The following is a 24,188-nucleotide window of genomic DNA, read 5'->3' as shown; positions in this document are numbered from 1 at the left end:
ATTTCATAACAACACCTCTCCAGCATCACTTTTTCAAATACGAAAGACAGCGGTTACAAAACTGTATAAAATTGAAGATCATAAAAATCATACAATCCTCAATTTTATCTTTTTTGGTTTGTTACTTAAAGTAAGCAGGGTACTCTTTTCTAAGTTTTTCTTTATCAAAAATAACCATGGTTAAGTGTTCCTTCATCATATTAACAGCAGCTTCCTCCATGTTATTTTTAATGAATTTTACAAGAAGTAAATGCTGTTGATAGATGTTATCCCAATTTAAATTGGTGGCTAAGCGTAACATCCGTAATCGTTTAAAATGGGTGTTCATACTTTGAATCGAATTCCAAATATTATTTTTATTACACCCTTCAAAGATGGTTTGATGAAATTCTTCATCTAGTTTAAAAAGCTTTTCATAATCTTTTTCCTTGATGGCCTTTTCTTGCCTCATTAAATTCATTTCTAACGAAAATAGCTTTTCCTCCGGAAAGGATTGACAAGCTAACTGAATAACCGCAACCTCTAAATGCTCCCTCATAAATCGTGCTTCCTCCACCAGATTTAAATCAATTAACGAAACGCACGTACCCTTTTGAGGATAAATGTCTAATAATCCATCTTGTGAAAGTTGAATGAAGGCTTCTCTAACTGGTGTCCGACTAACTTTAAATTTCTCCGAGATTTCTTTTTCAGAAATTTTATCGCCTGGTACAAGACGGAACTTTAATATTTCTTCCATAAGAAGGGAATAAATCTGTTCCCTGGTTGTACCCGCTTTCATTTTTGCATCTATATTATTCAAGTAGCCTCTCTCCTTATTACCATACTACCATACTAGTATGTCATTGATTGTAACATATCTATCTTCATTTGAGAAGTTGATTTTCAAAAATTCAAATTATTCATTTTTCATCCTGTATGAAAAAAGGGTCTAGTGCAAACATCAAAATATTCACAAAAAATATAAGGTTAATTCCGAACTTTTAAGTCTTCTATATCATAAATATTTGGCATAAAGTTTTTTAATCTGCATCTAGTTTGCATCACACTGACTTTCGGCAATCAGTAATCTCTAGATTTTATAGAATATAAGGATGTTTTAACGTGACATAGCTGTAAAGGTAGCAACTAACGACTTCAAATCAAAAAGCAACAAGGAGGTCTCTTTGCTTCCTTGTTGCTTTTTGATTGACTACTTATTTTACAGCTTCTTTTAGCTCTTTACCTGGTTTGAAAGCAGGAGCTTTAGTAGCAGGGATTTGCATTTCCTCACCTGTTTGTGGGTTACGGCCTGTTCGGGCTGCACGTTCACGTACTTCAAACGTTCCAAACCCGATCAACTGGATTTTCTCTTCCTTCGCAAGCGTATTAGAGATGGTTTCAAATAACGCATCCACAGCTTTTGCAGCATCCTTTTTGCTTAACTCAGTTCTCTCAGCTACAGCATTCACTAATTCTGTCTTATTCATATTCAAGCACCTCGTCCTTTTATTTTTGATAGTATGTAGAATGATAGAATAACACATCCATTAGAAGTTTTTCCAATTTGACAGATTGATATACATCTATTCTAAAAGAAATAGGGCCCTCATTCGAAATGATAGGAAGTGGTAACTCTACATATGAAACATCTATATTTTTTAAATGAAGTAAAGTTTTTTGAGCGAAAAGTCCAACTTATCATAAGTTAATATAAAACAAAGTACGTTCTCTAAACATAGGCATATGATGTTTTTAAAAACCTATGGAGGGAGAGTCTAACATGTATTATGTTCCTAAAATGTATTCATATCCTTATTACGCCAATGTGGGCACATCAATGTATTATCCAGACTATATGTCAAGAACTCATAAGGGAAATGATCAACAAATATGTGAAGCTATACTTGGAGGAATAAAAAGAGGGGCTTCAGCCATTGAGCTTTATAGACAGTTAGCAAATGCAGCGCCAAATCAAAAGCATAAGAATGCCATTCTTCATGCTTTAGAAGGAAAAAAAGCTCATTTGATGCAATTTACTAATCTTTATATCAATCTTACTGGAACTCAGCCTGTGTACCAAATCGATCAAGTTCCTTTTCATAGTTATCGAGATGGTTTACAAAAGGCTTATGAAGCAGAAGTAGAGGGTTATGAAGAATGTCAAAAGAGTTATTTACTTATTCAACATCCGCAAGTTCGACATGTATTTTTGTGGGCGTTAACGGGTGAACAAGAGAATGCTGCACGATTTGGTTTTTTAAATGAGGAAGTTTCAAATCGATTAACAGATTATGGACCTGAACCGTTTGTAGTTGATATTGAGGAGGTTACGAAGCAAAACAATACTTTCCGTACCGCTTTATGGACAGGAGACCATTTGCAATTGACCGTGATGAGCATCAATGTTGGAGAAGACATCGGTTTAGAAATTCATCCGACACTTGATCAATTTATACGCATTGAACAAGGTGAAGGGGTTGTTCAAATGGGTGACAGCAAAGACCGGTTAGATTTTGAAAAGAAAGTCTATGATGACTATGCGATCATAATACCTGCCGGGAAATGGCATAACTTAACCAATACGGGTGATAAGCCGCTTAAACTTTACTCCATCTACGCGCCGCCTCAGCATCCATATGGAACCATTCATGAAACGAAGGCCATTGCAATGGCTGCTGAAGATGACCATGACCACTAATTGATTGAATTAAAAAGAAGTTACTTTGCTGTTGGAAGTAAAGATAAACAGGGTAGGTCTGTAGAAGAAAGTGAAAATAAATTGTTTAAAAAAGGTCACTGCTATTAGTGCCTTTTTTTATTTCCATAATTCTTAGTTACGTCAATGAAAAAGTGGAAGAAAAATTTATGTAAATGATGGAAAATAATGAAGTTTCGATTGTTAAACTCGTACTCCATTATACAATTGAGGTATAATAGTATCCGATAAATGATGCCGCATCTTTCATTAACATCGGTTGTCAGTCTAAAAAGTTCGGCATAGCCGTTCTTTGGTAATGTCGATTTTGAAAAAAGTGTTGAAGAAACAGCTTATTTCAGATTTAATAATTTTGTATAGATTCAAAGTAGAAAGAGAGTGTTCATTATGGGCCGTAAGTGGAATAACATTAAAGAAAAAAAAGCGTCAAAAGATGCAAATACAAGTCGTATTTATTCAAAGTTCGCTCTTGAGATTTATGTAGCGGCAAAGCAGGGTGAACCAGATCCGGAATCGAACCAGGCGTTAAAATTCGTACTTGAGCGTGCAAAAACATACAATGTACCACGGATGATTATCGATCGTGCAATTGATAAAGCAAAAGGTGGCTCAGATGAGAATTATGATGAGCTTCGTTATGAAGGCTTTGGACCAAATGGATCTATGCTGATTGTAGATGCATTGACAAATAACGTGAACCGTACTGCATCAAATGTGCGTGCGGCATTCGGGAAAAATGGCGGAAACATGGGAGTGAGCGGTTCTGTTTCCTATATGTTTGATGCAACGGCTGTCATCGGCCTTGAAGGGAAAACGGCCGATGAAGTGCTTGAAATATTAATGGAAGCAGATATCGATGTTCGGGACATTTTAGAAGAAGATGAGGCGACGATCGTTTATGCTGAACCTGACCAGTTCCATGCTGTGCAAGGGGCCTTCAAGAATGCTGGAATTACTGAGTTTACAGTTGCCGAACTAACAATGCTTGCACAAAATGACATCACTCTTCCAGAAGATGCACAAGCACAATTTGAAAAGTTGATTGATGCATTAGAGGATTTAGAAGACGTTCAACGTGTGTACCACAATGTGGATTTAGGTGAATAACAAAAAAAGCAGACCTTGTTTTATAACAAACAAGGTCTGCTTTTTTAATGGGAGCAAACAGGGGGATTCCTTTTATTCTTCAGGAGGTCTCTTGTCGTGAATATCCTGTTCCTCTGCAAATTCCGTTCCATATGCGAGTCTGCGGTTAAAGTGGATTTGCGGTCTTTCCTTTGTTTGACTCGCAGCAAGATAGTTGAGTAAATAAAGATGTATAAAAACTTCTGCTCCTGTAATGAGGATGGCTGATATAATGCTCCCCCAAGCGATTTGCAAATAATTGTCGAGAAGGATACTGCCAAAAACCCATACGCTCATATAGGTTAATAGAAAATCAACGATGGATGCCGGTACATTACCGAAATTCGGCAGGATGATTCGATCTCCCAGCATATAAGAAGCGAGAGTAACAAACACGCTAAACGACAAAATGTCTGTAATGGTCGCATCAAAAAATAAATCCAACGCAATCGTGAACGCAATGACGGATGATATAAATTTTAAAAGTAGTACGGTTGTATTTTTCATAATTTTAACCTCCCTTTTCCACTTAGTTTGAATCAAAAAAGGGAAATTCATACATGAAATACATCCGTTACGTTCTGTTGCAGTCCAATAATTTTCGATTGGTCATCGCGATTATAAAAAAAATGGAAAAATGATGGAAGAGGGGGGCCTATCACTAATATCCGAGAAGGTGAAAAGAAAAACAAAAGGGGGATTCAGCATTGAAAAGTGTAGTTATAGTAGAAAAAACACCGTAATCAGCCGTTACGGTGTTTTTCTTTATTATGGGTGTACTGATTATTCTGCTGCTTCCGTTGAATCTTTTTGGCCTTTAACCGGGACCTTAACTCCAAGCTCCGCTAACTGGGCGTTCATGTCATCCATGATGGCTTGAGCTTTTTCTTTTGTGGCGTCATCAAGGTTGGCAAACATATCTTCGCGAGGTCCTTTATCTCCTTTAGCCGGAAGTTCGACACCAAGGTCGGCTAATTGAGCTTGAGCTTCTTCACGAGTTAAAGAGCCGTCTTTAACTTTTTCCATGATAGCTTGAGCTTTTTCTTTTGTGGCATCATCAAGGTTGGCAAACATATCCTCACGAGATCCTTTGTTGCCTTTAGCCGGAAGTTCGACGCCAAGGTCAGCTAATTGAGTTTGAGCTTCTTCACGAGTTAAAGAGCCGTCTTTAACTTTTTCCATGATGGCTTGAGCTTTTTCTTTTGTGGCATCATCAAGATTGGCGAATATATCAGCGCGAGATCCTTTATCCCCTTTAGCTGGAAGTTCAATGCCAAGATCGGCTAATTGAGTTTGCGCCTCTTCGTGAGTTAAAGATCCATCTTTGACTTTCTCCATGATAGCTTGAGCTTTTTCTTTTGCAGCGTCATCAAGATTGGCAAATAGATCGCCGCGGGATCCTTTATCGCCTTTCGTTGGAAACTCGACACCAAGGTCGGCTAATTGGGCTTTCGCCTGATCCATGATGGCTTGAACCTTTTGTTTGGTCGCATCATCCAGGCTCTGTTCCCATCTTCCTTTAACCGGTTGCTCCGATGTGGCTGCAGAATTCGTAGTGTCAGTTGCGGCGAAAGCGGGAAGGCCGGCTCCTCCGATAATTCCGATTGATAAAGCACCTGTCATCACATAACCAAATAATTTCTTTTTGTTCATCATTTTTAATTCCTCCTGAATGGTTTGTTTATCGTGTTGTTTCATTCGTTGATGCTGTCTACATTTGCTACTTTAAACGCGGATGGTGAAAAAACGGTGAAAAAATATAAATCCACATAAATAATGGGACATAGATAAAGAACACCCATGTCACATTATTTATGCATAAGCCGCTGGCAATCTCTCTTACGGGTTATTGCCAGCAGCTTATATAAGAACCTTTGTGAGACGTTTCCAGACGAAAAAGCATAGACGAAAACAAAAATTAAAACAAGAAGAGTATGATATGATAAAGAAAACTTCTATATTATTGGCTAATTCAGAAGGATAGCGTTCAAAAAATAGATAATTTCGTGAGTGGATTCAATGGCCGTATCAAATATGGAAGCGGTTGGTCCGGACTTTCCCACGAATTTATGCACGATGCTATTTTATTTGAGGGCACAAGAGGTAAAAGGGGAGAGACGGATGGTTATTAAAATTATTTCAGGAATGATCCTTCCATTCCTGTTGGTTCTCTTTTTTACGAGAGTGACTTACAGCGTTGCAGTGGGGACGCTGCTGACGATTGTGTTATTGATTCTTTCTATCTATAAAGGGTACGCAGATTACCCTGTGGTCATTGCGGTTGATATCACGTCTGTGGTCATCGGGGTCATTTATGCCCGTAAAATGATGGACCATCTTCGCAGGAAAGCATAATACGGGTAAAGGACACTCATCTGGGGTGCAGAACTAGATGGGTGTTTTTTATTTTTTAGGGGAATATTAGTTCGTATTTTTGGAGTTTTACTATTTATTTGTGCTACAATAAGATTACATTTTTTGTGCGATTGGAGGCTATTTTGTGAAGGACCAATTTGAATTAGTGTCTGCTTACTCCCCGCAAGGAGATCAGCCAAAGGCAATTTCAGCGCTTGTTGAAGGAATCCAGCAGGGGAAAAAACATCAAGTGCTTCTTGGAGCGACAGGAACGGGCAAAACGTTTACCGTTTCCAACCTGATTAATGAGGTGAACAAGCCGACACTTGTCATTGCCCATAATAAAACGTTAGCGGGACAGCTGTACAGCGAGTTCAAGGAGTTTTTCCCGAATAACGCGGTAGAATACTTCGTGAGTTATTATGACTACTATCAGCCTGAAGCCTATGTGCCGCAAACGGATACGTTCATTGAAAAAGATGCGAGCATCAATGACGAAATCGATAAGCTTCGCCACTCGGCGACATCGGCTTTGTTTGAACGGAAAGACGTCATCGTTATCGCCAGTGTTTCTTGCATCTACGGCTTAGGATCACCAGAAGAATATAAAGAAATGGTCGTGTCTCTCCGAGTCGGCATGGAGAAGGAACGGAACCAGCTGCTGCGCGAGCTTGTCGATGTGCAATATGAACGAAACGACATTGATTTTAAGCGCGGTACGTTTCGCGTGCGCGGAGATGTCGTGGAAATCTTTCCCGCGTCCCGTGATGAGCATTGCATTCGCGTCGAATTTTTCGGAGATGAAATTGACCGTATTCGTGAAGTAGATGCGCTGACAGGAGAAATTCTGGCTGAGCGCGAGCATGTCGCGATTTTCCCGGCTTCCCACTTCGTTACCCGTGAAGAAAAAATGCGCATTGCCATCGAGAACATTGAAAAAGAGCTGGAAGAACGCCTTCATGTCATGCGTGAAAACGGCAAATTACTGGAAGCACAGCGTTTAGAGCAGCGGACACGTTATGACTTGGAAATGATGCGTGAGATGGGATTTTGTTCGGGGATCGAAAACTATTCCCGTCATTTAACGCTTCGTCCACCTGGCTCTACCCCATATACATTATTGGATTTCTTTCCCGAGGACTTTTTAATTGTGGTCGATGAATCACACGTTACGGTTCCGCAAATTCGGGGAATGTATAATGGTGACCAGGCGCGAAAGCAAGTGTTGGTAGATCACGGTTTCCGGCTTCCTTCAGCCCTCGATAACCGCCCGTTGAAGTTTGAAGAATTTGAAAAACATATTAACCAAATCGTCTATGTCTCCGCGACACCGGGGCCTTATGAATTGGAAAAGGCGCCAAAAGTGATTGAACAGATCATTCGTCCGACCGGCCTGCTTGATCCGAAAATTGATGTTCGCCCGATTGAAGGACAAATTGATGACCTTTTAGGGGAAATTCAAGAGCGGATCAAGCAGGACGAACGCGTGCTTATCACAACGTTGACGAAGAAGATGTCGGAAGACTTAACGGATTATTTAAAAGAGCTTGGCATTAAAGTGAACTACTTGCATTCGGAAGTGAAGACGCTTGAGCGGATTGAAACGATTCGGGAACTGCGTCTCGGAAAATATGACGTATTGGTCGGCATTAACTTATTAAGGGAAGGGCTTGATATTCCTGAAGTGTCGCTTGTCGCGATTTTAGATGCGGATAAAGAAGGATTTTTACGTTCGGAACGTTCTCTCATTCAGACGATTGGACGCGCGGCACGGAACGCCAACGGCCATGTCATTATGTATGCCGACCGGATCACCAAATCGATGGAAATTGCCATCGATGAGACAAAACGCCGCCGTGAAAAGCAGGAAGCTTATAATACTGAACATGGCATTACACCGCAGACAATCAAAAAAGCGGTTCATGGCTCGATCCGCGCAACAATGGCAGCGGAAGAGGCTGAAACGTACGAAGCGATGCCGAAAACCGACAAAATGACGAAAAAAGAACGCGAAAATATGATAGCGAAGCTCGAAATCGAAATGAAAGAAGCGGCAAAAGCCTTGAATTTCGAGCGTGCAGCCGAACTTCGCGATTTACTGATAGAGCTGAAAGCGGAAGGATGATGAAAAAAGATGGTTATGGAACACATCGTCGTAAAAGGAGCGAGAGCTCATAATTTAAAAAATATCGATGTCACGATTCCGCGCGATCAACTAGTGGTGGTGACGGGATTATCCGGTTCCGGTAAATCTTCGCTTGCCTTTGATACGATTTATGCAGAAGGGCAGCGCCGCTATGTGGAATCGCTGTCCGCGTATGCCCGCCAGTTTTTAGGGCAAATGGATAAGCCGGATGTCGATGCAATTGAGGGATTGTCTCCGGCTATCTCAATCGATCAAAAAACGACAAGCCGCAACCCGCGTTCGACGGTAGGGACGGTAACGGAAATTTATGATTATTTACGGCTATTGTTCGCTCGTGTCGGACGCCCGACTTGTCCGACCCATGACATTGAAATTACCTCCCAAACGATTGAACAAATGGTCGACCGCATTATGGAATATCCGGAGCGTACGAAGCTTCAAGTGCTGGCTCCGGTTGTTTCGGGGAGAAAAGGCAGTCATGTAAAAGTATTGGAAGATATCAAAAAGCAAGGGTATGTCCGTGCGCGCATTGATGGCGATATTTTGGATTTATCAGAAGAAATTGAGTTGGAGAAAAACAAAAAGCATTCCGTCGAAGTGGTGATCGACCGTATTGTGGTGAAAGAAGGAATATCAGCACGTCTTGCTGATTCGCTGGAAACGGCTTTAAAACTTGGGGAAGGAAGAGTCATTATTGATGTCGTCGGCGAAGAAGAGCTGTTGTTCAGCGAGCATCATGCCTGCCCGCATTGCGGCTTTTCCATCGGGGAGCTGGAACCCCGTATGTTCTCTTTCAACAGCCCGTTCGGCGCTTGTCCGAGCTGTGATGGATTAGGGTCAAAGCTGGAAGTGGACGTGGATCTCGTGCTTCCTAATCATGATTTAACTTTAAAACAGCATGCGATTGCACCGTGGGAACCGACAAGTTCACAATATTATCCGCAGCTGCTGGAATCTGTTTGTCAGCATTATGGCATCGATATGGATGTGCCGGTAAAGGATCTTCCGAAGCATCTATTGGATAAGGTGTTATACGGAAGCGGCGACGATGAGATTTATTTCCGTTATGAAAATGATTTTGGCCAGGTTCGCGAAAGTTACATCCAATTTGAAGGGGTTATTTTAAACATCGAACGCCGTTACCGCGAAACAAGCTCGGATTACATCCGGGAACAGATGGAAAAATATATGGCTCAGCAGCCTTGTCCGACATGCAAAGGGAACCGTTTGAAGAAAGAAAGTTTGGCAGTATTGATAGATCGCCGTCATATTGGAGACGTCACCAAGCTTTCCGTTCAAGATGCGTATGACTTTTTTACAACGCTTCAATTGACTGAGAAAGAAATGAAGATTGCCAATATGATTTTGCGCGAACTTCAAGAAAGGCTCGGATTCTTAAATAATGTCGGTCTTGATTATTTAACGTTAAGCCGTTCCGCCGGGACCTTATCGGGCGGTGAGGCACAGCGCATCCGGTTGGCGACACAAATCGGCTCCCGTTTAACGGGGGTACTGTATATTTTGGATGAACCTTCGATAGGACTGCATCAGCGGGACAACGATCGCTTGATTCAAACGATGCAAAGCATGCGCGATATCGGAAACACGCTCATTGTCGTCGAACATGATGAAGATACGATGATGGCAGCCGACTATTTAATCGATATCGGACCTGGGGCAGGTGTTCACGGCGGCCAAGTAGTGGCAAGCGGAACGCCGGGAGAAGTGATGAATGACCCGAATTCGTTGACGGGCCAATATCTTGCGGGTAAAAAATTTATTCCGCTGCCGCAGGAACGGAGGAAGCCGGACAAAGGCCGAATGATTGAAATCATCGGAGCAAAGGAAAATAATTTGAAAAACGTCAAAGTGAAATTTCCGCTCGGCACGTTCATTGCGGTGACCGGTGTATCGGGTTCCGGGAAAAGTACGCTGATCAATGAAGTGCTTCATAAGGTGTTAGCGCAAAAGCTGTACAAAGCAAAAACGAAGCCGGGTGAGCATAAAGAAATAAAAGGGCTTGAAAATCTCGATAAGGTTATTGATATTGATCAATCTCCGATTGGGCGTACCCCGAGATCGAATCCGGCTACATATACGGGTGTATTTGATGACATCCGTGACGTATTCGCCCAAACGAATGAAGCAAAAGTGCGCGGCTATAAAAAAGGGCGCTTTAGCTTTAACGTGAAGGGCGGCCGCTGTGAAGCATGCCGCGGAGATGGAATCATCAAAATCGAAATGCACTTCTTGCCGGATGTGTATGTACCATGTGAAGTGTGCCATGGAAAGCGATACAACCGCGAGACGCTGGAAGTTACGTATAAAGGGAAAAATATCTCGGATGTTTTGGAGATGACGGTAGAAGATGGACTGCACTTCTTTGAAAACATCCCGAAAATTAAACGTAAGCTGCAGACCATTTTGGACGTAGGGCTTGGATACATTAAGCTCGGCCAGCCGGCGACAACGTTATCGGGAGGAGAAGCACAGCGTGTGAAGCTGGCCTCCGAACTCCATCGCCGTTCGACTGGACGTACCCTCTATATTTTGGACGAGCCGACGACAGGATTGCATATCGATGACATTTCTCGCCTATTGAAAGTCTTACAGCGCCTTGTGGAGAACGGAGATACGGTATTGGTCATCGAACATAATCTCGATGTCATTAAAGCGGCTGACTATCTAGTCGACCTTGGCCCGGAAGGAGGAGCCGGCGGCGGACAAATCGTTGCAACTGGTACTCCTGAAGAAGTCGCGCAAGTGGAGGCCTCTTATACCGGCCGCTACTTAAAACCGATTTTGGAACGTGACCGCCAACGCATGAAAGAGAAGATAAAAAAAGCGGAAGTAGTCATAAACTAAAGCTTAAGAGACTGAGCAGGGAAATAGATTTTTTGCTTAGTCTTTTTTGTTGCCTTATATGCTTTTATTGTCATTTAATCTTAAAGCCTGCCTCTCTTTCTATCTTGAATCACCTCGAAGGATTTCCGTACAAGCGGATGGCAAAAGATTTTGCCATCCGCTTGTATCTAACTGATTGGACATGGATTTTTTATCCAGATCCAATCAGTTAGATAACATATGAAACCATTTGCTGGAATAAACGTATAACAGATTGAAGGAGTTGACGAAAATGGAAGTGAGAAAAATCATTTCTTCCTTATGTTATTTTAGTGTATTTTTTGCGCCGTTTTTATTTCCGATTGTGGTTTATTTTGTAGCCGATGAGCATGAAATGAAAAAACATGCGAAAGCATCTTTTATTTCACATCTAATCCCTGCTTTAACGTTTTTCTTGTTTTTTGCCGTGTTTATTCCTGGCATGCCTGTATCGGGAGATCTCGTTTTCGGATGGGCTTTAATGATGATGATTCTATTTGGATTGTTAAGCTTCATCATTATGGTATGGAATGTCGTGAAAGGCATCAAAGTGTTAATGTCTTAAAAAGGGTCGATATGGTTCAAGTGATGAAGATAGATGAGAGAAAATCATAGATTTCAATGGGGAGGCATAACAGATGGCTGAAAAGCGAAAGCAAATTTTAAAGATGGTGGAAGAAGGAAGGTTGTCTGCAGCGGAAGCTTTAACCTTGCTCGAGGCGTTGGACCAGGAGGAGAAGAAAGCGAACGTCAAAGCGGAAGAGATGGTTCAGGAACTTTCGACCATCGTTTCCGGCAGTAAAAAGAGCTCAGGCTATCAGCAATCGACCGCTCAAAACTCATTTAAAGATAAATTTTTATCCTTTATTGATCAAACAGTCAAAAAGGTAAAAGATTTGGACTTGGATTTTAACTTTGGCCCGTCTTATGAAGTAAGGCATATTTTTCAACATTCAGCCACCGTCATCCGGCAAGTTGATGTGGATGTGACGAACGGAAGTGTAGAGCTGCTTCCGTGGGAAAACCAGGATGTACGGGTAGAGTGTGAGGCCATTGTGTATAAAGTGGAAAGTCAAGATGAGGCACGGCAATCTTTCTTGCAGGATGCGGTGTTCGGAATTGAAAATGGACAGCTGCGATTTGCGGTTCAAAAAAAGCATTTAAAAGTTAAAACGACGATGTATGTACCAGCGGCCTTGTATGAGTGTGTGAAAGTCAGAATGTTTAACGGCCCTATTGCAGCAGAAGGACTTCAGGTTCGAGAGTTAAAGACGAAAACAGCGAATGGAGCCATTAAGCTAAAAAATATCGGCGCCGAGGAAGTGGAACTGGAGACCACACACGGCCATATTTCTCTTGATGGTTCTCGTGTAAGAAAGTGCGAGGCTGAAACAATCAATGGATTGATACGAGTGGATGGTGTATTTGAAACTGTCGATATTCAGACGTTTAACGGAAGCATCAAATGCTATTTGAAGGATGACAGTACACAAAAGATGTTTTTGAAGACGACAACGGGAAGCATAGATGTGTACGTACCGAATACATTAGCTGTCGATGGAGATTTAAAATCGAATCTCGGGAACTTTACATGCCTGCTTCGCAATCTGGAGATAGTAGAAGAAAAAAACGAAACGGTACAAAAAGCACTTCGTTTTCGAGCTAATAAGGTGCAGGCTCAAACATGCAAACTATTTGCTGAGTCTAAAACAAGTTCCATAACCATTAAAGAGTAAGAGCAAAGGAGTGAGGAAGATGAAAAAACTGCATCGTTCCCGTACGAAACGGAAGCTGGCCGGTGTCATCGGAGGTCTGGCCGACTATACGGGCTGGGACGCCACATTGCTTCGTATCTTATTCGTGATAGGTGTGGTACTGGGATACGGCTCGCTTGCCCTTGTTTACTTGATTTGGGTTTTTGTTGTACCGAATGAAGAGGGGTCTTAGTAAAGATGCTGCATTGGTTCATCAGTATTTTGGTAAACGCGCTCGTTTTAATAGTGGTGGCCGGATACATTGATGCTTTCTATCTAGAATCCGTTAGTGCGGCCATTCTTGCGAGTATTCTGTTATCTGTCCTGAATGTCATCGTAAAGCCTGTGTTGATTTTACTGACACTGCCCGTTACGGTGTTGACGCTTGGCCTGTTTTTATTCGTGATTAATGCCATTACGTTAATGATGGCCCAGTCCATCATGGGAGATTCGTTTGTCATTGAAGGGTTCGGAACAGCGATGATTGCGGCTATCATCATTTCCTTGCTGAATATTCTTATTCAAAAATTCATTATTGAACGATTACAGAAGCGCGAATGAAACTTGAAGTCTTATCCGTTGTTCTGATGGAGAATGACAAATGATTTATTCATTAGAATTTGTTTCGAAGGACTTAATATATACATTTCACTTAATAATTCGATATGTCTTCACTCTATCCAGAGACACTTACAATTCTTGATTCAGACAACTTGAATCCGCTTAGGTCTAGAAAATTCGGTATGGCCATTCTTTGGTCATATTGAATTTTCTAGATCGATGTATATAGACGCCATATTTTTCTAATGTGATAAATAATGCTAAAATAAAGATGCTGTTTCTGCAGCATCTTTATTTTGTATGGTAAGAAGCAAGTGTTCAAATAGAAGATAGAAGGAGGAAATATTGTGGCCAACGTTCGAACGAAGGACATTATTGAAAAGTTCAATTTAGAGTTGATCAGCGGTGAAGAAGGGATAAACCGGCCGATTACGATCAGTGATATTTCACGGCCGGGAATCGAAATAGCGGGGTATTTTACATATTATCCAGCCGAGCGTGTACAGCTATTAGGGAAAACGGAATTATCTTTTTTCCAGCGGCTCGATTCTGAAGATAAGAAAATCCGGATGGAGCAGCTTTGTACAGATATTACGCCGGCCATTATTGTATCACGCGAGATGGAAGTGCCTCCTGAACTGATCGAGGCTTCGGAACGAGAGTCTGTGCCGGTATTGCGCTCGCATATGAAAACGACTCGTTTATCCAGTCATTTGACGAATTATTTAGAAAGCAGACTGGCCCCGACAACAGCTGTACATGGTGTATTGGTTGATGTGTATGGTATTGGAGTGCTCATTACAGGGAAAAGCGGTGTGGGGAAAAGTGAAACCGCTCTGGAATTGGTGAAACGCGGCCATCGCCTCGTGGCAGATGATTGTGTAGAAATTCGCCAGGAAGACCAAGATACGCTTGTCGGAAATGCACCCGGCCTGATTGAGCACTTGCTTGAAATTCGGGGACTGGGCATTATCAACGTCATGACCTTGTTCGGTGCGGGAGCCGTTCGCAGTTACAAACGTATTTCCCTTATTATCAATCTGGAGCTTTGGGACCAAAATAAGCAATATGACCGCCTGGGTTTAGAGGAAGAAAAAATGAAAATCATCGACACCGAAGTGACGAAGCTGACGGTTCCGGTTCGTCCTGGCCGAAACTTGGCTGTCATCATTGAAGTGGCTTCGATGAACTTCCGATTAAAACGAATGGGCATTAATGCGGCCGAGCAGTTTTCAAACCGTTTAACCGATGTGATTGAAGATGTCGACCATCACGACGAGATTTAAGGAGAGGAAGTGAAACCGTGCTGGGGAACATTCAACCGCTTGACCGTGTATTCTTACAGATAGGGCCCGTTTCAATTTATTGGTATGGAGTCATTATCGGTACAGGGGTGCTGCTTGCTTTGTATATTGCGACAAGGGAAGCAGAGCGCCGCGGTCTGTCAAAGGAATTATTTGTAGATCTTGTATTGTTTGCGGTACCGATTGCCATTATCTGTGCCCGGATTTATTATGTTGTATTCAAATGGGATTATTATTCGCAGCACCTCAATGAAATTCCGCAAATTTGGCAAGGGGGAATTGCCATTCACGGGGGATTGTTGGGGGCGGTCGCGACAGGTCTTGTGTTTGCGAAAGTGAAGGGTGTTTCATTTTGGAAGCTTGCCGATATCGCGGCACCGAGCATAATTCTCGGGCAGGCGATCGGACGATGGGGAAACTTCATGAATCAAGAAGCACATGGCGGTCCTGTGACAAGAGAGTTTTTGGAAGGCCTGCATTTGCCCGATTTTATCATCAATCAAATGTATATTAATGGTACGTACTATCATCCGACTTTTTTATACGAATCTCTATGGAACTTAGCTGGATTTGCCTTGCTGATCGCTTTAAGGCGGGTAAACTTGCGCCGCGGAGAGATGTTCTTGGCATATATGATTTGGTACTCAATTGGGCGCTTCTTTGTTGAAGGGATGAGAACGGATAGCCTGATGCTGACGGAAATGCTGCGCATTGCGCAAGTGATTTCACTGTTCTTTATTGTGTTGGCGGTTGTCTTACTGGTTGTCCGCCGTGTGAAGGGCTGGAGCAAGGAACGGTATTTAGAGTAGAGAAGGGAGGAGAGGCAGTTGGTTGGTTCAATTAAAAGGGGATGGTTTATTGGGTTGCAGACGACATGGACACTCGGTAAAATCATCTTTCCGATTACGCTGCTCGTTTCCATTCTGCAATACACATCGGTGATTCACTGGTTTGCGGCACTCATTGAACCGCTCATGAAGTTTATCGGACTATCGGGAGATGCGGCCATTCCGCTCGTGCTGGGAAACTGCCTGAATTTATATGCAGCCATTGGAGGTATACTATCACTTGATTTGACGGTGAAAGAAGTGTTCATTCTGGCGGTGATGCTTTCATTTTCTCATAATCTATTCATTGAAACGGGTGTAGCGCTGAAAGTGGGCGTCAAACTCTGGGTCATTCTCGCCGTTCGTATCGGACTGGCGGTCGTCTCTGCCTTTTTTATTAACCTGTTATGGCAAGGAGGAAGCGAAATGGCTCAATATGGCTTTGTTTCTTCCAAGACAGAAGAAGTCCATGGCTGGTTGGCTATTTTTCTTCAAGGAATGGAAAAAGCGGGGATGGGCATTCTTCAGATGGCTCTCATTGTCATCCCAGTGATGATTGGAATGCAAATTTTAAAAGACTTGAACTGGCTCGCCAAGTTCTCAAACTGGATGGCACCTGTGACAAGAGCGCTTGGCATGAAAGAAAATACCTCGATGACACTGGCGACGGGATTGGTCATCGGGCTCGCGTACGGAGCGGGAGTGATGATTCAGGCCGTGAAAGAAGATGGGGTGTCCAAGAAGGATGCGACATTAGCCTTCATCTTTTTGGTTGCCTGTCATGCAGTGGTAGAAGACACGCTCATTTTCATACCATTAGGAATCAACGTGCTGCCGCTTTTGCTCATTCGATTGTGTGTAGCGGTCCTGTTGACCATTATCGTTGCAGTCATCTGGAAACGAACTGAAATTGTAAAAAGAAAGGAAACAGCATATGAACATTAACACCATTCTTTTTGATTTAGACGGAACGCTCATCGATACAAATGAATTGATTATTTCTTCCTTCTTACATACATTGAATACATTTTATCCCGGCCGATATCAGCGTGAAGATGTTCTCCCGTTTATGGGGCCGACGTTACATGAAACCTTTTCCGGAATCGACCAAGAGCGCGCCCAGGAATTAATTGATACGTACCGGGAATACAACATTTCAAACCACGATTTATTGGTGAAGGAGTTTGAAGGGGTGTTTGAAACGGTCCAGTGGCTGAAGCAGGAAGGATACAAGCTTGGAATCGTCACGACCAAAATGAGCAATGTGGTCATGATGGGATTGAAACTGACCAAATTGGACCAGTTCTTTGATGTGATTGTGGCCATTGACCATGTCACAAACCCGAAACCTCATCCAGAGCCAATTGAAAAGGCGCTTCAACAATTGGATGCGAAGCCGGAAGAAGCATTGATGGTCGGGGATAATCATCATGATATTGTAGGCGGGAAAAATGCCGGAACGAAGACGGCAGGGGTTGCGTGGAGCGCAAAAGGGCGCGAGCACCTCGCTAAATACGAACCGGATTTCATGCTGGAAAAGATGAGTGATTTAAGGGACATTCTTGGAGGAAGCCGAGTGTGAGAAGAACGACACGCTATCCTGTAGAAGGAGCCAATTCGCTTTGGCATGTCTACAAGACCGTTCCTTTTTGGAAGGTCGTCAAGAACTTTGCGGTCATTCAACTGGCGCGCTACACTCCCTTTCTTTCATTAAAAAACTGGATGTACCGCACTTTTCTTCATATGAACGTAGGACCGGAAACATCTTTTGCGCTGATGGTGATGCTCGATGTCATGTTTCCCGAGAAAATTCAAGTTGGGCGCAACACGGTCATTGGTTACAATACGACGATTTTGGCTCACGAATACTTGATCAAAGAATACCGGCTCGGTAAGGTTATCATCGGCGATGAAGTGATGATTGGAGCGAATACCACGATTTTGCCGGGAATCACGATTGGGGATGGAGCCATCGTATCAGCGGGCACACTCGTCCATAAAGATGTGCCGGCCGGATCCTTTGTCGGCGGAAATCCGATGCGGGTCATTTACACGAAAGAGCAGATGGACGAAAAGGCGGCTCAAGAAATGCTGTCCCACCGTCTGTGATCAAAATATTCTACGAACCTTCCATGAACATTTGGTTTATAAACAAATGTTCATGGAAGGTTTTTTTATATAATTTTAGTTTATGATTACAATAATAACTTTTGTTTTTCTGATATATTGATTATCTTCTGTGTCTATATGTTAAATAGTCGGAATAAACGTTATTATATAAATGTTTTAAAAATTCACTAAAGATAAAATTTTCAATTGTGTGCAGATAAATAGCTTTGAATTGGATAGCTTTTCATCCTTATCCAAATTATTTGTGAGGAATTTTTAATTATTCTGTAGATTTAAAAAAGGAGAGTTGTTATAATTCATCTTATTGTATTTGAAAGGGCGGGTCATCATGAAGCGTTTTAGCCAAAAAGAATTGATTTTCATTAGTTTTATGTTGTTTTCGATGTTTTTCGGTGCAGGGAATTTAATTTTTCCAGCCTTTTTAGGCCGCTCTGCCGGTGAAGATATTTGGTTGGCTTTGAGCGGATTTATCATCTCGGCTGTTGGGCTGCCGATATTAGGCGTAATGGCCGTTGCCAAAATCGGTAATTTTTCTACGTTAACGAATCGAGTTCATCCACTGTTTGCATTGATTTTTCCATTTCTTATTTATATATCGATTGGACCTGGGTTAGCCATACCGCGTGCAGGTACAATCGCTTATGAGATGGGCATGAAGCCGTTCGTGCCGCAAATTACAGCGGAACAGCCTTTCATGCTGCTTTTGTATACGATTGTTTTCTTTAGTATTGTACTATGGTTCAGTTTGTCTCCATCCAAGCTTGTCGACCGGTTCGGGAAGCTGTTGACACCGATTCTTTTATGTATGATTGTCATCATTTTTGTAAAAAGCCTTTTGACTCCGATGGGGTCGTTTGGAGAGACAGCGGAAGCTTATCAAGACAGTCCGTTATTGAAGGGATTTTTGGATGGGTATTTAACAATGGATGCATTAGCCTCACTTGTATTCGGGATTGTGGTAGCTAATACCATTCGTTCCAAAGGGGTGGAAGATCCAAAGAGAATTTCGAAATATATGATGATTGCCGGTTTGGGGGCAGGAACGTTACTTGCTGTTATTTACAGTATACTTGGTTATCTTGGGGCCTCTAGTGCAGTCCTTGGCCAAGCCGATAATGGAGCGCAAGTATTAACGGCTGTTATGAGTCAATTGTTCGGCCAGGGCGGAACGGTGATGTTAGGGGCGCTGTTCACGCTTGCTTGTTTATGCGTATCGATTGGTCTTGTTATCTCATGCAGCCAATATTTTTCAGGAATCTTACCGTTCTTATCCTATAAAAAGTGGGCGGTTATACTTGCGGTATTAAGTGCCTTTGTAGCGAATATGGGGTTAACACAAATTTTGGCGGTTTCTGTGCCGATTCTTGGAGCGATTTATCCAATGGCGGTTGTTCTTATTATACTTGGTTTGTTTGACCATTATATGAAAAAAGTGCAAATCGTTTATTTTACAACGATTTTGCTGACAGGTTTGTATAGTTTAGCGGAGACGATTAATGTAACCTTTTTATCCGGTTCTCTAGACATGATTTTAGGGAAATTCCCGCTTTATGCTGAAGGGGTGGGCTGGCTCGTTCCAGCACTTCTTGGAGCAGCAGCGGGTATGCTGTACAGCAAGATGAAGAAGAATAAAACACCAGCAGGTCAAGAAAAAGCAGCATAGAAAAACTGTTTAAGAGGATGACCGAAAAGGGCAAAACACGGCCCTTTTCGGTCATCTTATTGAAAGGCCCCGTCATGAAAATCCTGTAAAATCAAGGGATTATGTGACGGGGCCTTTCAATAAGAACCAGTTTTTGTGATTTATTAGAGGCTTATGGGAAAGTCTCTTTTTTTCATACAAAAGAGGTAAAAAGGTAAAATATAGTGAATACGTAATGATAGGAATTGCGTGTTAATGGTTGACGGCTTTTGGGAACGGGTGTAAACTACAAATAACTTTATTTTATTATCTTGTTAATACATTAGCGAACTAAAGTATTTAAAAAGGACGTGTCTTGGTGGCAAAATTATTTATGTTCGAAAAACCATTAGGTATGCGTGATACCTTACCTGTTTTATTTGAGAGAAAAAAACAAGCCCGTGAAAAGCTGGCAGCAGAGATTGGCGAGTGGGGCTATCAATATATGGCTACTCCTACCCTTGAATATTATGAAACAGTGGGGAACACATCAGCGATTTTGGATCAACAATTATTTAAATTATTAGATAAAGAAGGGCACACGCTAGTATTGCGTCCTGATATGACAAGTCCGATTGCACGTGTAGCGGCTTCCAAGCTGTTGAATCGCATTCCTCTTCGCTTGGCCTATGAAGCGAATGTCTTTCGTGCACAGCAAAATGAAGGCGGGCGTCCGGCGGAGTTTGAACAGGTGGGCGTTGAGTTAATCGGAGACGGAACGATCAGCGGCGATGCCGAAGTGATCGCTTTAATGATTCACGCGTTAAAACGTGCCGGATTATCTTCTTTTAAAGTGGCAATCGGCCATATCGGATATTTGAATTCGTTATTTTTAGAAATTGTCGGGAATGAAGAAAGAGCGGATATGCTTCGCCGTTTCCTTTATGAGAAGGATTATGTGGGTTACCGCAATCATGTAAATAAATTGGGGCTATCATCCATCGACAAGCAGCGTCTTTTACAATTATTGAGTCTGCGAGGAAATGAGACGAAAATCGTGGAAGCCATCGATTTAGTGGAAAACGAAGCGGGCAGGGAAGCGGCTCGTGAATTGCAGCAGTTATGGACAATTCTTGAGTCATACGGTGTTACGAATGAAATTAAAGTAGACTTCAACTTAGTAAGCCATATGAGTTATTACACGGGTATTCTGTTTGAAGTATTCGCGGAAAATGTCGGGTTTCATATTGGTAATGGCGGACGCTACGACCAATTACTTGAAAAATTCGAAAACTCTACACCGGCCACAGGATTCGGTATTCAATTGGACCGCTTAATTGAGGCTCTGAACGGAAAGGGTTATGATCCTCAGGCTGCTTCTTGTATTTTATTCAGTCAAGAGCGATTGCAAGAAGCACTGCAGTTAGCGAAACAAAAAAGAAGTGCAGGAGAACGGGTCGTTCTTCAAGATGTAGCGGGTGTGCAAAATATTGATAGTTTTACAAGCACTTTTGCGGATGTTTTCTATTTAATAGGGAAGGCAAAAAAGGAGGGAGAAGAATGAGTCAAGTAACCATTGCGATGCCGAAAGGCCGTATTTTTGAAGAAGCGGCAGATTTATTGCGAAAAGCTGGATTTCAGCTTCCTCCAGAGTTTGATGATTCACGCAAGCTTATTATTGATGTGCCGGAAGAACACATGCGTTTTATCTTAGCGAAGCCGATGGATGTGACGACATATGTTGAGCATGGGGTGGCGGATCTTGGGATTGCGGGAAAAGATGTATTATTGGAAGAAGAGCGCGATGTGTATGAACTATTGGATTTAAACATTAGTAAATGCCATTTGGCAGTAGCGGGGCTTCCTGAAACGGTTCCTTCTGATGTAGCGCCTAAAATTGCCACCAAGTATCCGACGATTGCTTCTGCTTATTTCCGCGAACAGGGAGAACAAGTGGAAATTATCAAACTAAATGGGTCGATTGAGCTTGCACCGATGATTGGGTTGGCTGAACGAATCGTGGACATTGTGTCAACGGGCCGGACATTAAAAGAAAATGGCTTGATGGAACTGGAACGTATTACGGACATTACATCTCGTTTAATCGTCAATCCCGTGAGCTATCGTTTAAAGGATGAGCGCATCGATGAGATTGTTCAACGTTTAACAACGGTTGTCGAACAAGCATAAAGAGGGGTGAGCGTATGAACATTCAACGCATTACAAAAGAAGTGAGTCTAAAGCGTACGATTGATCAAGGGACGGAAGAGCAGCGTCAGGCCGTTCTATCCATTATCGACTCTGTAAGGAAGCACGGAGATGCCGCATTACAGAGCTACACGGAAACATTTGATGGCGTGTCGTTATCTTCTTTCCTTGTTAGTGAAAAGGAAAAAAAGGCAGCTTATGAACAAGTCAGTGACGATATGATTGACATCATTCGGGAGGCAGCTGCCAATATTCGTGACTATCATGAGCGAATGGTCCAGCAGTCATGGATGATAACAAAAGAGGATGGGACCATTCTTGGTCAAAAAGTAACTCCGTTGGATGCGGTCGGGGTGTACGTACCTGGCGGAACTGCCGCTTATCCCTCTTCGGTGCTGATGAATGTCGTTCCGGCCCAAGTGGCGGGAGTCAAACGTATTGTCATGGTAACACCGCCGCAAAAAGACGGCTCGCTTCCTGCGGGCGTTTTAGTGGCTGCCAATGAACTTGGCGTACAAGAGATTTACAAGGTCGGCGGAGCTCAGGCGATAGCAGCGCTGGCTTATGGAACGAAGACCATTAAAAGTGTGGACAAAATTGTAGGACCAGGGAATATTTATGTCGCTCTTGCCAAGCGTGAAGTGTTTGGTCTGGTAGACATCGACTCTATTGCAGGTCCGAGTGAAATCGTCGTCTTAGCAGATGAAAGCGCTCGTGCAGCCGAGGTAGCCGCAGATTTATTATCACAGGCAGAGCATGACATGAGAGCATCGAGTGTACTTGTGACGACATCGATGGCTTTGGCAGAAGAAGTGGCGGCAGAAGTGAAAAAGCAGCTTGAAACGCTGCCGCGAAAAGAGATTGCTGGGGCATCCATAGATGATCATGGAGCCATTTATGTAGCTGAAACGATGGAACAGGCCGTTCAAGCCGTGAATGATCTTGCACCCGAGCACTTGGAAGTCATGACGGAACAGCCGATGAATCTGTTAGGTTCTATCCGCCATGCGGGAGCCATTTTCCTAGGGCGATATAGTTCAGAACCCGTTGGCGATTATTTTGCGGGGCCAAACCATGTACTCCCGACAAACGGGACGGCGAAATTCTCCAGTGCGTTGTCGGTCGATGCGTTTGTGAAGAAATCGAGCATTATTTCATACAGCGAGCAGGCGCTAGAGCAGAACTACCCCAAAATTGCTGCTTTTGCGAGATTGGAAGGACTAGAAGCGCATGCCCGCGCGGTAGAATCGCGATTTAAATAAAGGAAACTTCCATCGGTAGAGGTCTCACTGCCTATTAATGAGGGATAAACAATAAACTAACATCATGTTCTGTAGAGCGGAAGGGGTTTAATTGACATGCGAGAAGCAAGTGTACAGCGTAAAACGAAAGAAACGGATATCGAACTGTCCATTAATCTGGATGGAGAGGGAGTATCCGCATTAGAGACAGGTGTTCCATTTTTCGATCATATGCTTGATGCCTTTACAAAAAATTCCTTATTCAATGTGAATGTAAACGCCAAAGGCGATATTGAAATTGATGATCACCATACGGTTGAAGACATTGGCATTTGCTTAGGACAAGCCTTAAAGGAAGCACTTGGCGATAAAAAAGGCATTAAGCGCTACGGAAATTCATTTGTTCCAATGGATGATGCTCTTGCACAAGTGGTAGTGGATTTGAGCAACCGTCCTCATTTTGAGATGAGAGGCGACATTCCGGGAAGCAGAGTCGGCACCTTTGATACGGAGCTTGTTCATGAGTTTTTATGGAAGCTTGCGTTAGAATCCCGCATGAATTTGCACGTAATCATCCACTATGGACGCAATAGCCACCATATTATTGAAGCGGTATTTAAAGCGCTTGGACGTGCGCTGGATGAAGCGACAATGGTGGATCCAAGAATTAAGGGAGTTCCATCAACGAAAGGGATGTTATAAATGATCGGCATTATTGATTATGGAATGGGAAATTTATACAGCGTCAGCAAGGCATTGGAACGGCTGAATCATGATTATTTCATTTCTGATCAGCCTGCTGAATTAGCGAAGGCAACAGCTTATATTTTGCCGGGGGTCGGATCATTCAAGGATGCTATGGAGCAATTGAACCAAACGGATTTAACGACATTCATTCAAAATGTCGTGGCGGAAGAAAAGCCGCTGCTCGGCATTTGTCTGGGCATGCAGCTGTTGTTTGAAGAAAGCGAAGAAAACGGATTGACGAAAGGGCTTGGCTTTTTAGAAGGGCGCATCGTTAAATTTCCGGGTGTGACACCGAGCGGAGAGCGCTATAAAGTTCCGCATATGGGGTGGAATTCCTTGACTTTTCAACAGTCTTCACCGTTATTGGAGGGAATTGACGAAGGTCATGTATACTTTGTCCATTCTTACTATGCATTACCAAACGACCAATCTGTTGTGCTGGCAACGAGTGATTATGACGTGGAAGTGCCGGCGGTCGTCGGAAAAGGAAACGTATTTGGAGCTCAGTTCCATCCGGAAAAAAGCAGTGATTTAGGGATGAGCATCCTGGAAAACTATGCGAACTTTGTAGAGAAAAGAGGACGTTAA

Annotated in this window: 24 protein-coding genes; 20 read left to right on the top strand and 4 right to left on the bottom strand. The window is 42.7% G+C overall.

What is annotated here, in order from left to right; genetic code table 11:
- Positions 1–121: 121 nt before the first annotated feature.
- Both BK575_RS25255 and BK575_RS25250 read right to left on the bottom strand, forming a co-directional pair.
- Positions 122–781, bottom strand: a complete 660-nt coding sequence (locus BK575_RS25255) for a GntR family transcriptional regulator (RefSeq protein ID WP_078414959.1) — start codon at positions 779–781, stop codon at positions 122–124.
- Positions 782–1,196: 415 nt separating this feature from the next.
- The gene (locus tag BK575_RS25250) at positions 1,197–1,469 is read right to left on the bottom strand and encodes an HU family DNA-binding protein (RefSeq protein ID WP_078414280.1); all 273 of its coding nucleotides are present in this window, start codon (positions 1,467–1,469) and stop codon (positions 1,197–1,199) included.
- 293 nt (positions 1,470–1,762) lie between these two features.
- Here BK575_RS25250 and BK575_RS25245 point away from each other — a divergent pair, with 293 nt between their 5' ends.
- Positions 1,763–2,680: a cupin domain-containing protein gene (locus tag BK575_RS25245; protein WP_078414279.1), complete on the top strand. Its 918-nt coding sequence runs from the start codon at positions 1,763–1,765 to the stop codon at positions 2,678–2,680.
- Positions 2,681–3,085: 405 nt separating this feature from the next.
- The gene (locus BK575_RS25240; RefSeq protein ID WP_078414278.1) at positions 3,086–3,805 is read left to right on the top strand and encodes a YebC/PmpR family DNA-binding transcriptional regulator; all 720 of its coding nucleotides are present in this window, start codon (positions 3,086–3,088) and stop codon (positions 3,803–3,805) included.
- A 72-nt stretch (positions 3,806–3,877) separates the two neighbouring features.
- On the opposite strand, the gene BK575_RS25235 is transcribed toward BK575_RS25240, so the two are convergent.
- Both BK575_RS25235 and BK575_RS25230 read right to left on the bottom strand, forming a co-directional pair.
- Entirely contained in the window at positions 3,878–4,330 is a 453-nt protein-coding gene (locus BK575_RS25235; RefSeq protein ID WP_078414277.1) for a YndM family protein, read from the bottom strand.
- 276 nt (positions 4,331–4,606) lie between these two features.
- A complete protein-coding gene (locus BK575_RS25230) occupies positions 4,607–5,476 on the bottom strand; it encodes a hypothetical protein (protein ID WP_078414958.1) in 870 nt (289 codons plus the stop codon).
- Positions 5,477–5,944: 468 nt separating this feature from the next.
- Between BK575_RS25230 and BK575_RS25225 the strand changes: the two genes are divergently transcribed.
- The 18 genes from BK575_RS25225 (at position 5,945) to hisH (ending at position 24,188) form a co-directional block, all read left to right on the top strand.
- Positions 5,945–6,178: a DUF2198 family protein gene (locus BK575_RS25225; protein ID WP_078414957.1), complete on the top strand. Its 234-nt coding sequence runs from the start codon at positions 5,945–5,947 to the stop codon at positions 6,176–6,178.
- Between the two features lie 145 nt (positions 6,179–6,323).
- Positions 6,324–8,303, top strand: coding sequence for an excinuclease ABC subunit UvrB (uvrB, locus tag BK575_RS25220; protein WP_078414276.1), 1,980 nt, complete (start codon positions 6,324–6,326; stop codon positions 8,301–8,303).
- 9 nt (positions 8,304–8,312) lie between these two features.
- A complete protein-coding gene (uvrA, locus tag BK575_RS25215) occupies positions 8,313–11,189 on the top strand; it encodes an excinuclease ABC subunit UvrA (RefSeq protein ID WP_078414275.1) in 2,877 nt (958 codons plus the stop codon).
- A 271-nt stretch (positions 11,190–11,460) separates the two neighbouring features.
- Entirely contained in the window at positions 11,461–11,772 is a 312-nt protein-coding gene (locus tag BK575_RS25210; RefSeq protein ID WP_078414274.1) for a magnetosome magnetite crystal formation protein family, read from the top strand.
- A 73-nt stretch (positions 11,773–11,845) separates the two neighbouring features.
- Positions 11,846–12,943: a DUF4097 family beta strand repeat-containing protein gene (locus tag BK575_RS25205; RefSeq protein ID WP_078414273.1), complete on the top strand. Its 1,098-nt coding sequence runs from the start codon at positions 11,846–11,848 to the stop codon at positions 12,941–12,943.
- Positions 12,944–12,962: 19 nt separating this feature from the next.
- Positions 12,963–13,154: a PspC domain-containing protein gene (locus BK575_RS25200; protein ID WP_078414272.1), complete on the top strand. Its 192-nt coding sequence runs from the start codon at positions 12,963–12,965 to the stop codon at positions 13,152–13,154.
- A 5-nt stretch (positions 13,155–13,159) separates the two neighbouring features.
- Positions 13,160–13,522, top strand: coding sequence for a phage holin family protein (locus BK575_RS25195; RefSeq protein WP_078414271.1), 363 nt, complete (start codon positions 13,160–13,162; stop codon positions 13,520–13,522).
- Between the two features lie 347 nt (positions 13,523–13,869).
- Positions 13,870–14,808, top strand: coding sequence for an HPr(Ser) kinase/phosphatase (hprK, locus tag BK575_RS25190; protein ID WP_078414270.1), 939 nt, complete (start codon positions 13,870–13,872; stop codon positions 14,806–14,808).
- A gap of 17 nt (positions 14,809–14,825) precedes the next feature.
- The gene (lgt, locus tag BK575_RS25185) at positions 14,826–15,635 is read left to right on the top strand and encodes a prolipoprotein diacylglyceryl transferase (RefSeq protein ID WP_078414269.1); all 810 of its coding nucleotides are present in this window, start codon (positions 14,826–14,828) and stop codon (positions 15,633–15,635) included.
- Between the two features lie 18 nt (positions 15,636–15,653).
- Complete coding sequence (locus BK575_RS25180; RefSeq protein WP_078414268.1) at positions 15,654–16,598, top strand: nucleoside recognition domain-containing protein; 945 nt, start codon at positions 15,654–15,656, stop codon at positions 16,596–16,598.
- Positions 16,588–17,235, top strand: coding sequence for a pyrophosphatase PpaX (gene ppaX, locus BK575_RS25175; protein WP_078414267.1), 648 nt, complete (start codon positions 16,588–16,590; stop codon positions 17,233–17,235). Before BK575_RS25180 ends, ppaX begins: the two co-directional genes overlap by 11 nt.
- Entirely contained in the window at positions 17,232–17,762 is a 531-nt protein-coding gene (locus BK575_RS25170; RefSeq protein ID WP_078414266.1) for an acyltransferase, read from the top strand. The genes ppaX and BK575_RS25170 overlap by 4 nt, the downstream gene beginning before the upstream one ends.
- A 349-nt stretch (positions 17,763–18,111) precedes the next feature.
- Positions 18,112–19,446 carry a branched-chain amino acid transport system II carrier protein gene (brnQ, locus tag BK575_RS25165; RefSeq protein WP_078414956.1) on the top strand — a complete coding sequence of 445 codons (1,335 nt, stop codon included), beginning with the start codon at positions 18,112–18,114 and terminating at the stop codon, positions 19,444–19,446.
- A 337-nt stretch (positions 19,447–19,783) separates the two neighbouring features.
- Entirely contained in the window at positions 19,784–20,968 is a 1,185-nt protein-coding gene (locus BK575_RS25160; RefSeq protein WP_078414265.1) for an ATP phosphoribosyltransferase regulatory subunit, read from the top strand.
- Positions 20,965–21,594, top strand: a complete 630-nt coding sequence (hisG, locus tag BK575_RS25155) for an ATP phosphoribosyltransferase (protein ID WP_078414264.1) — start codon at positions 20,965–20,967, stop codon at positions 21,592–21,594. Before BK575_RS25160 ends, hisG begins: the two co-directional genes overlap by 4 nt.
- A gap of 14 nt (positions 21,595–21,608) precedes the next feature.
- On the top strand, positions 21,609–22,874 hold the full coding sequence (gene hisD, locus BK575_RS25150; protein ID WP_078414263.1) for a histidinol dehydrogenase: 1,266 nt from the start codon (positions 21,609–21,611) through the stop codon (positions 22,872–22,874).
- A gap of 96 nt (positions 22,875–22,970) precedes the next feature.
- Positions 22,971–23,555, top strand: coding sequence for an imidazoleglycerol-phosphate dehydratase HisB (gene hisB / locus BK575_RS25145; RefSeq protein ID WP_078414262.1), 585 nt, complete (start codon positions 22,971–22,973; stop codon positions 23,553–23,555).
- Positions 23,556–24,188, top strand: a complete 633-nt coding sequence (hisH, locus tag BK575_RS25140) for an imidazole glycerol phosphate synthase subunit HisH (RefSeq protein WP_078414261.1) — start codon at positions 23,556–23,558, stop codon at positions 24,186–24,188.

The organism is Priestia abyssalis, from assembly GCF_002019595.1.
In the GTDB taxonomy this organism is placed as follows: Bacteria; Bacillota; Bacilli; order Bacillales; family Bacillaceae_H; genus Bacillus_BA; species Bacillus_BA abyssalis.
The sequence above is the reverse complement of the archived record's forward strand: the minus strand, read 5'-3'. Positions and strand labels throughout refer to the sequence as shown.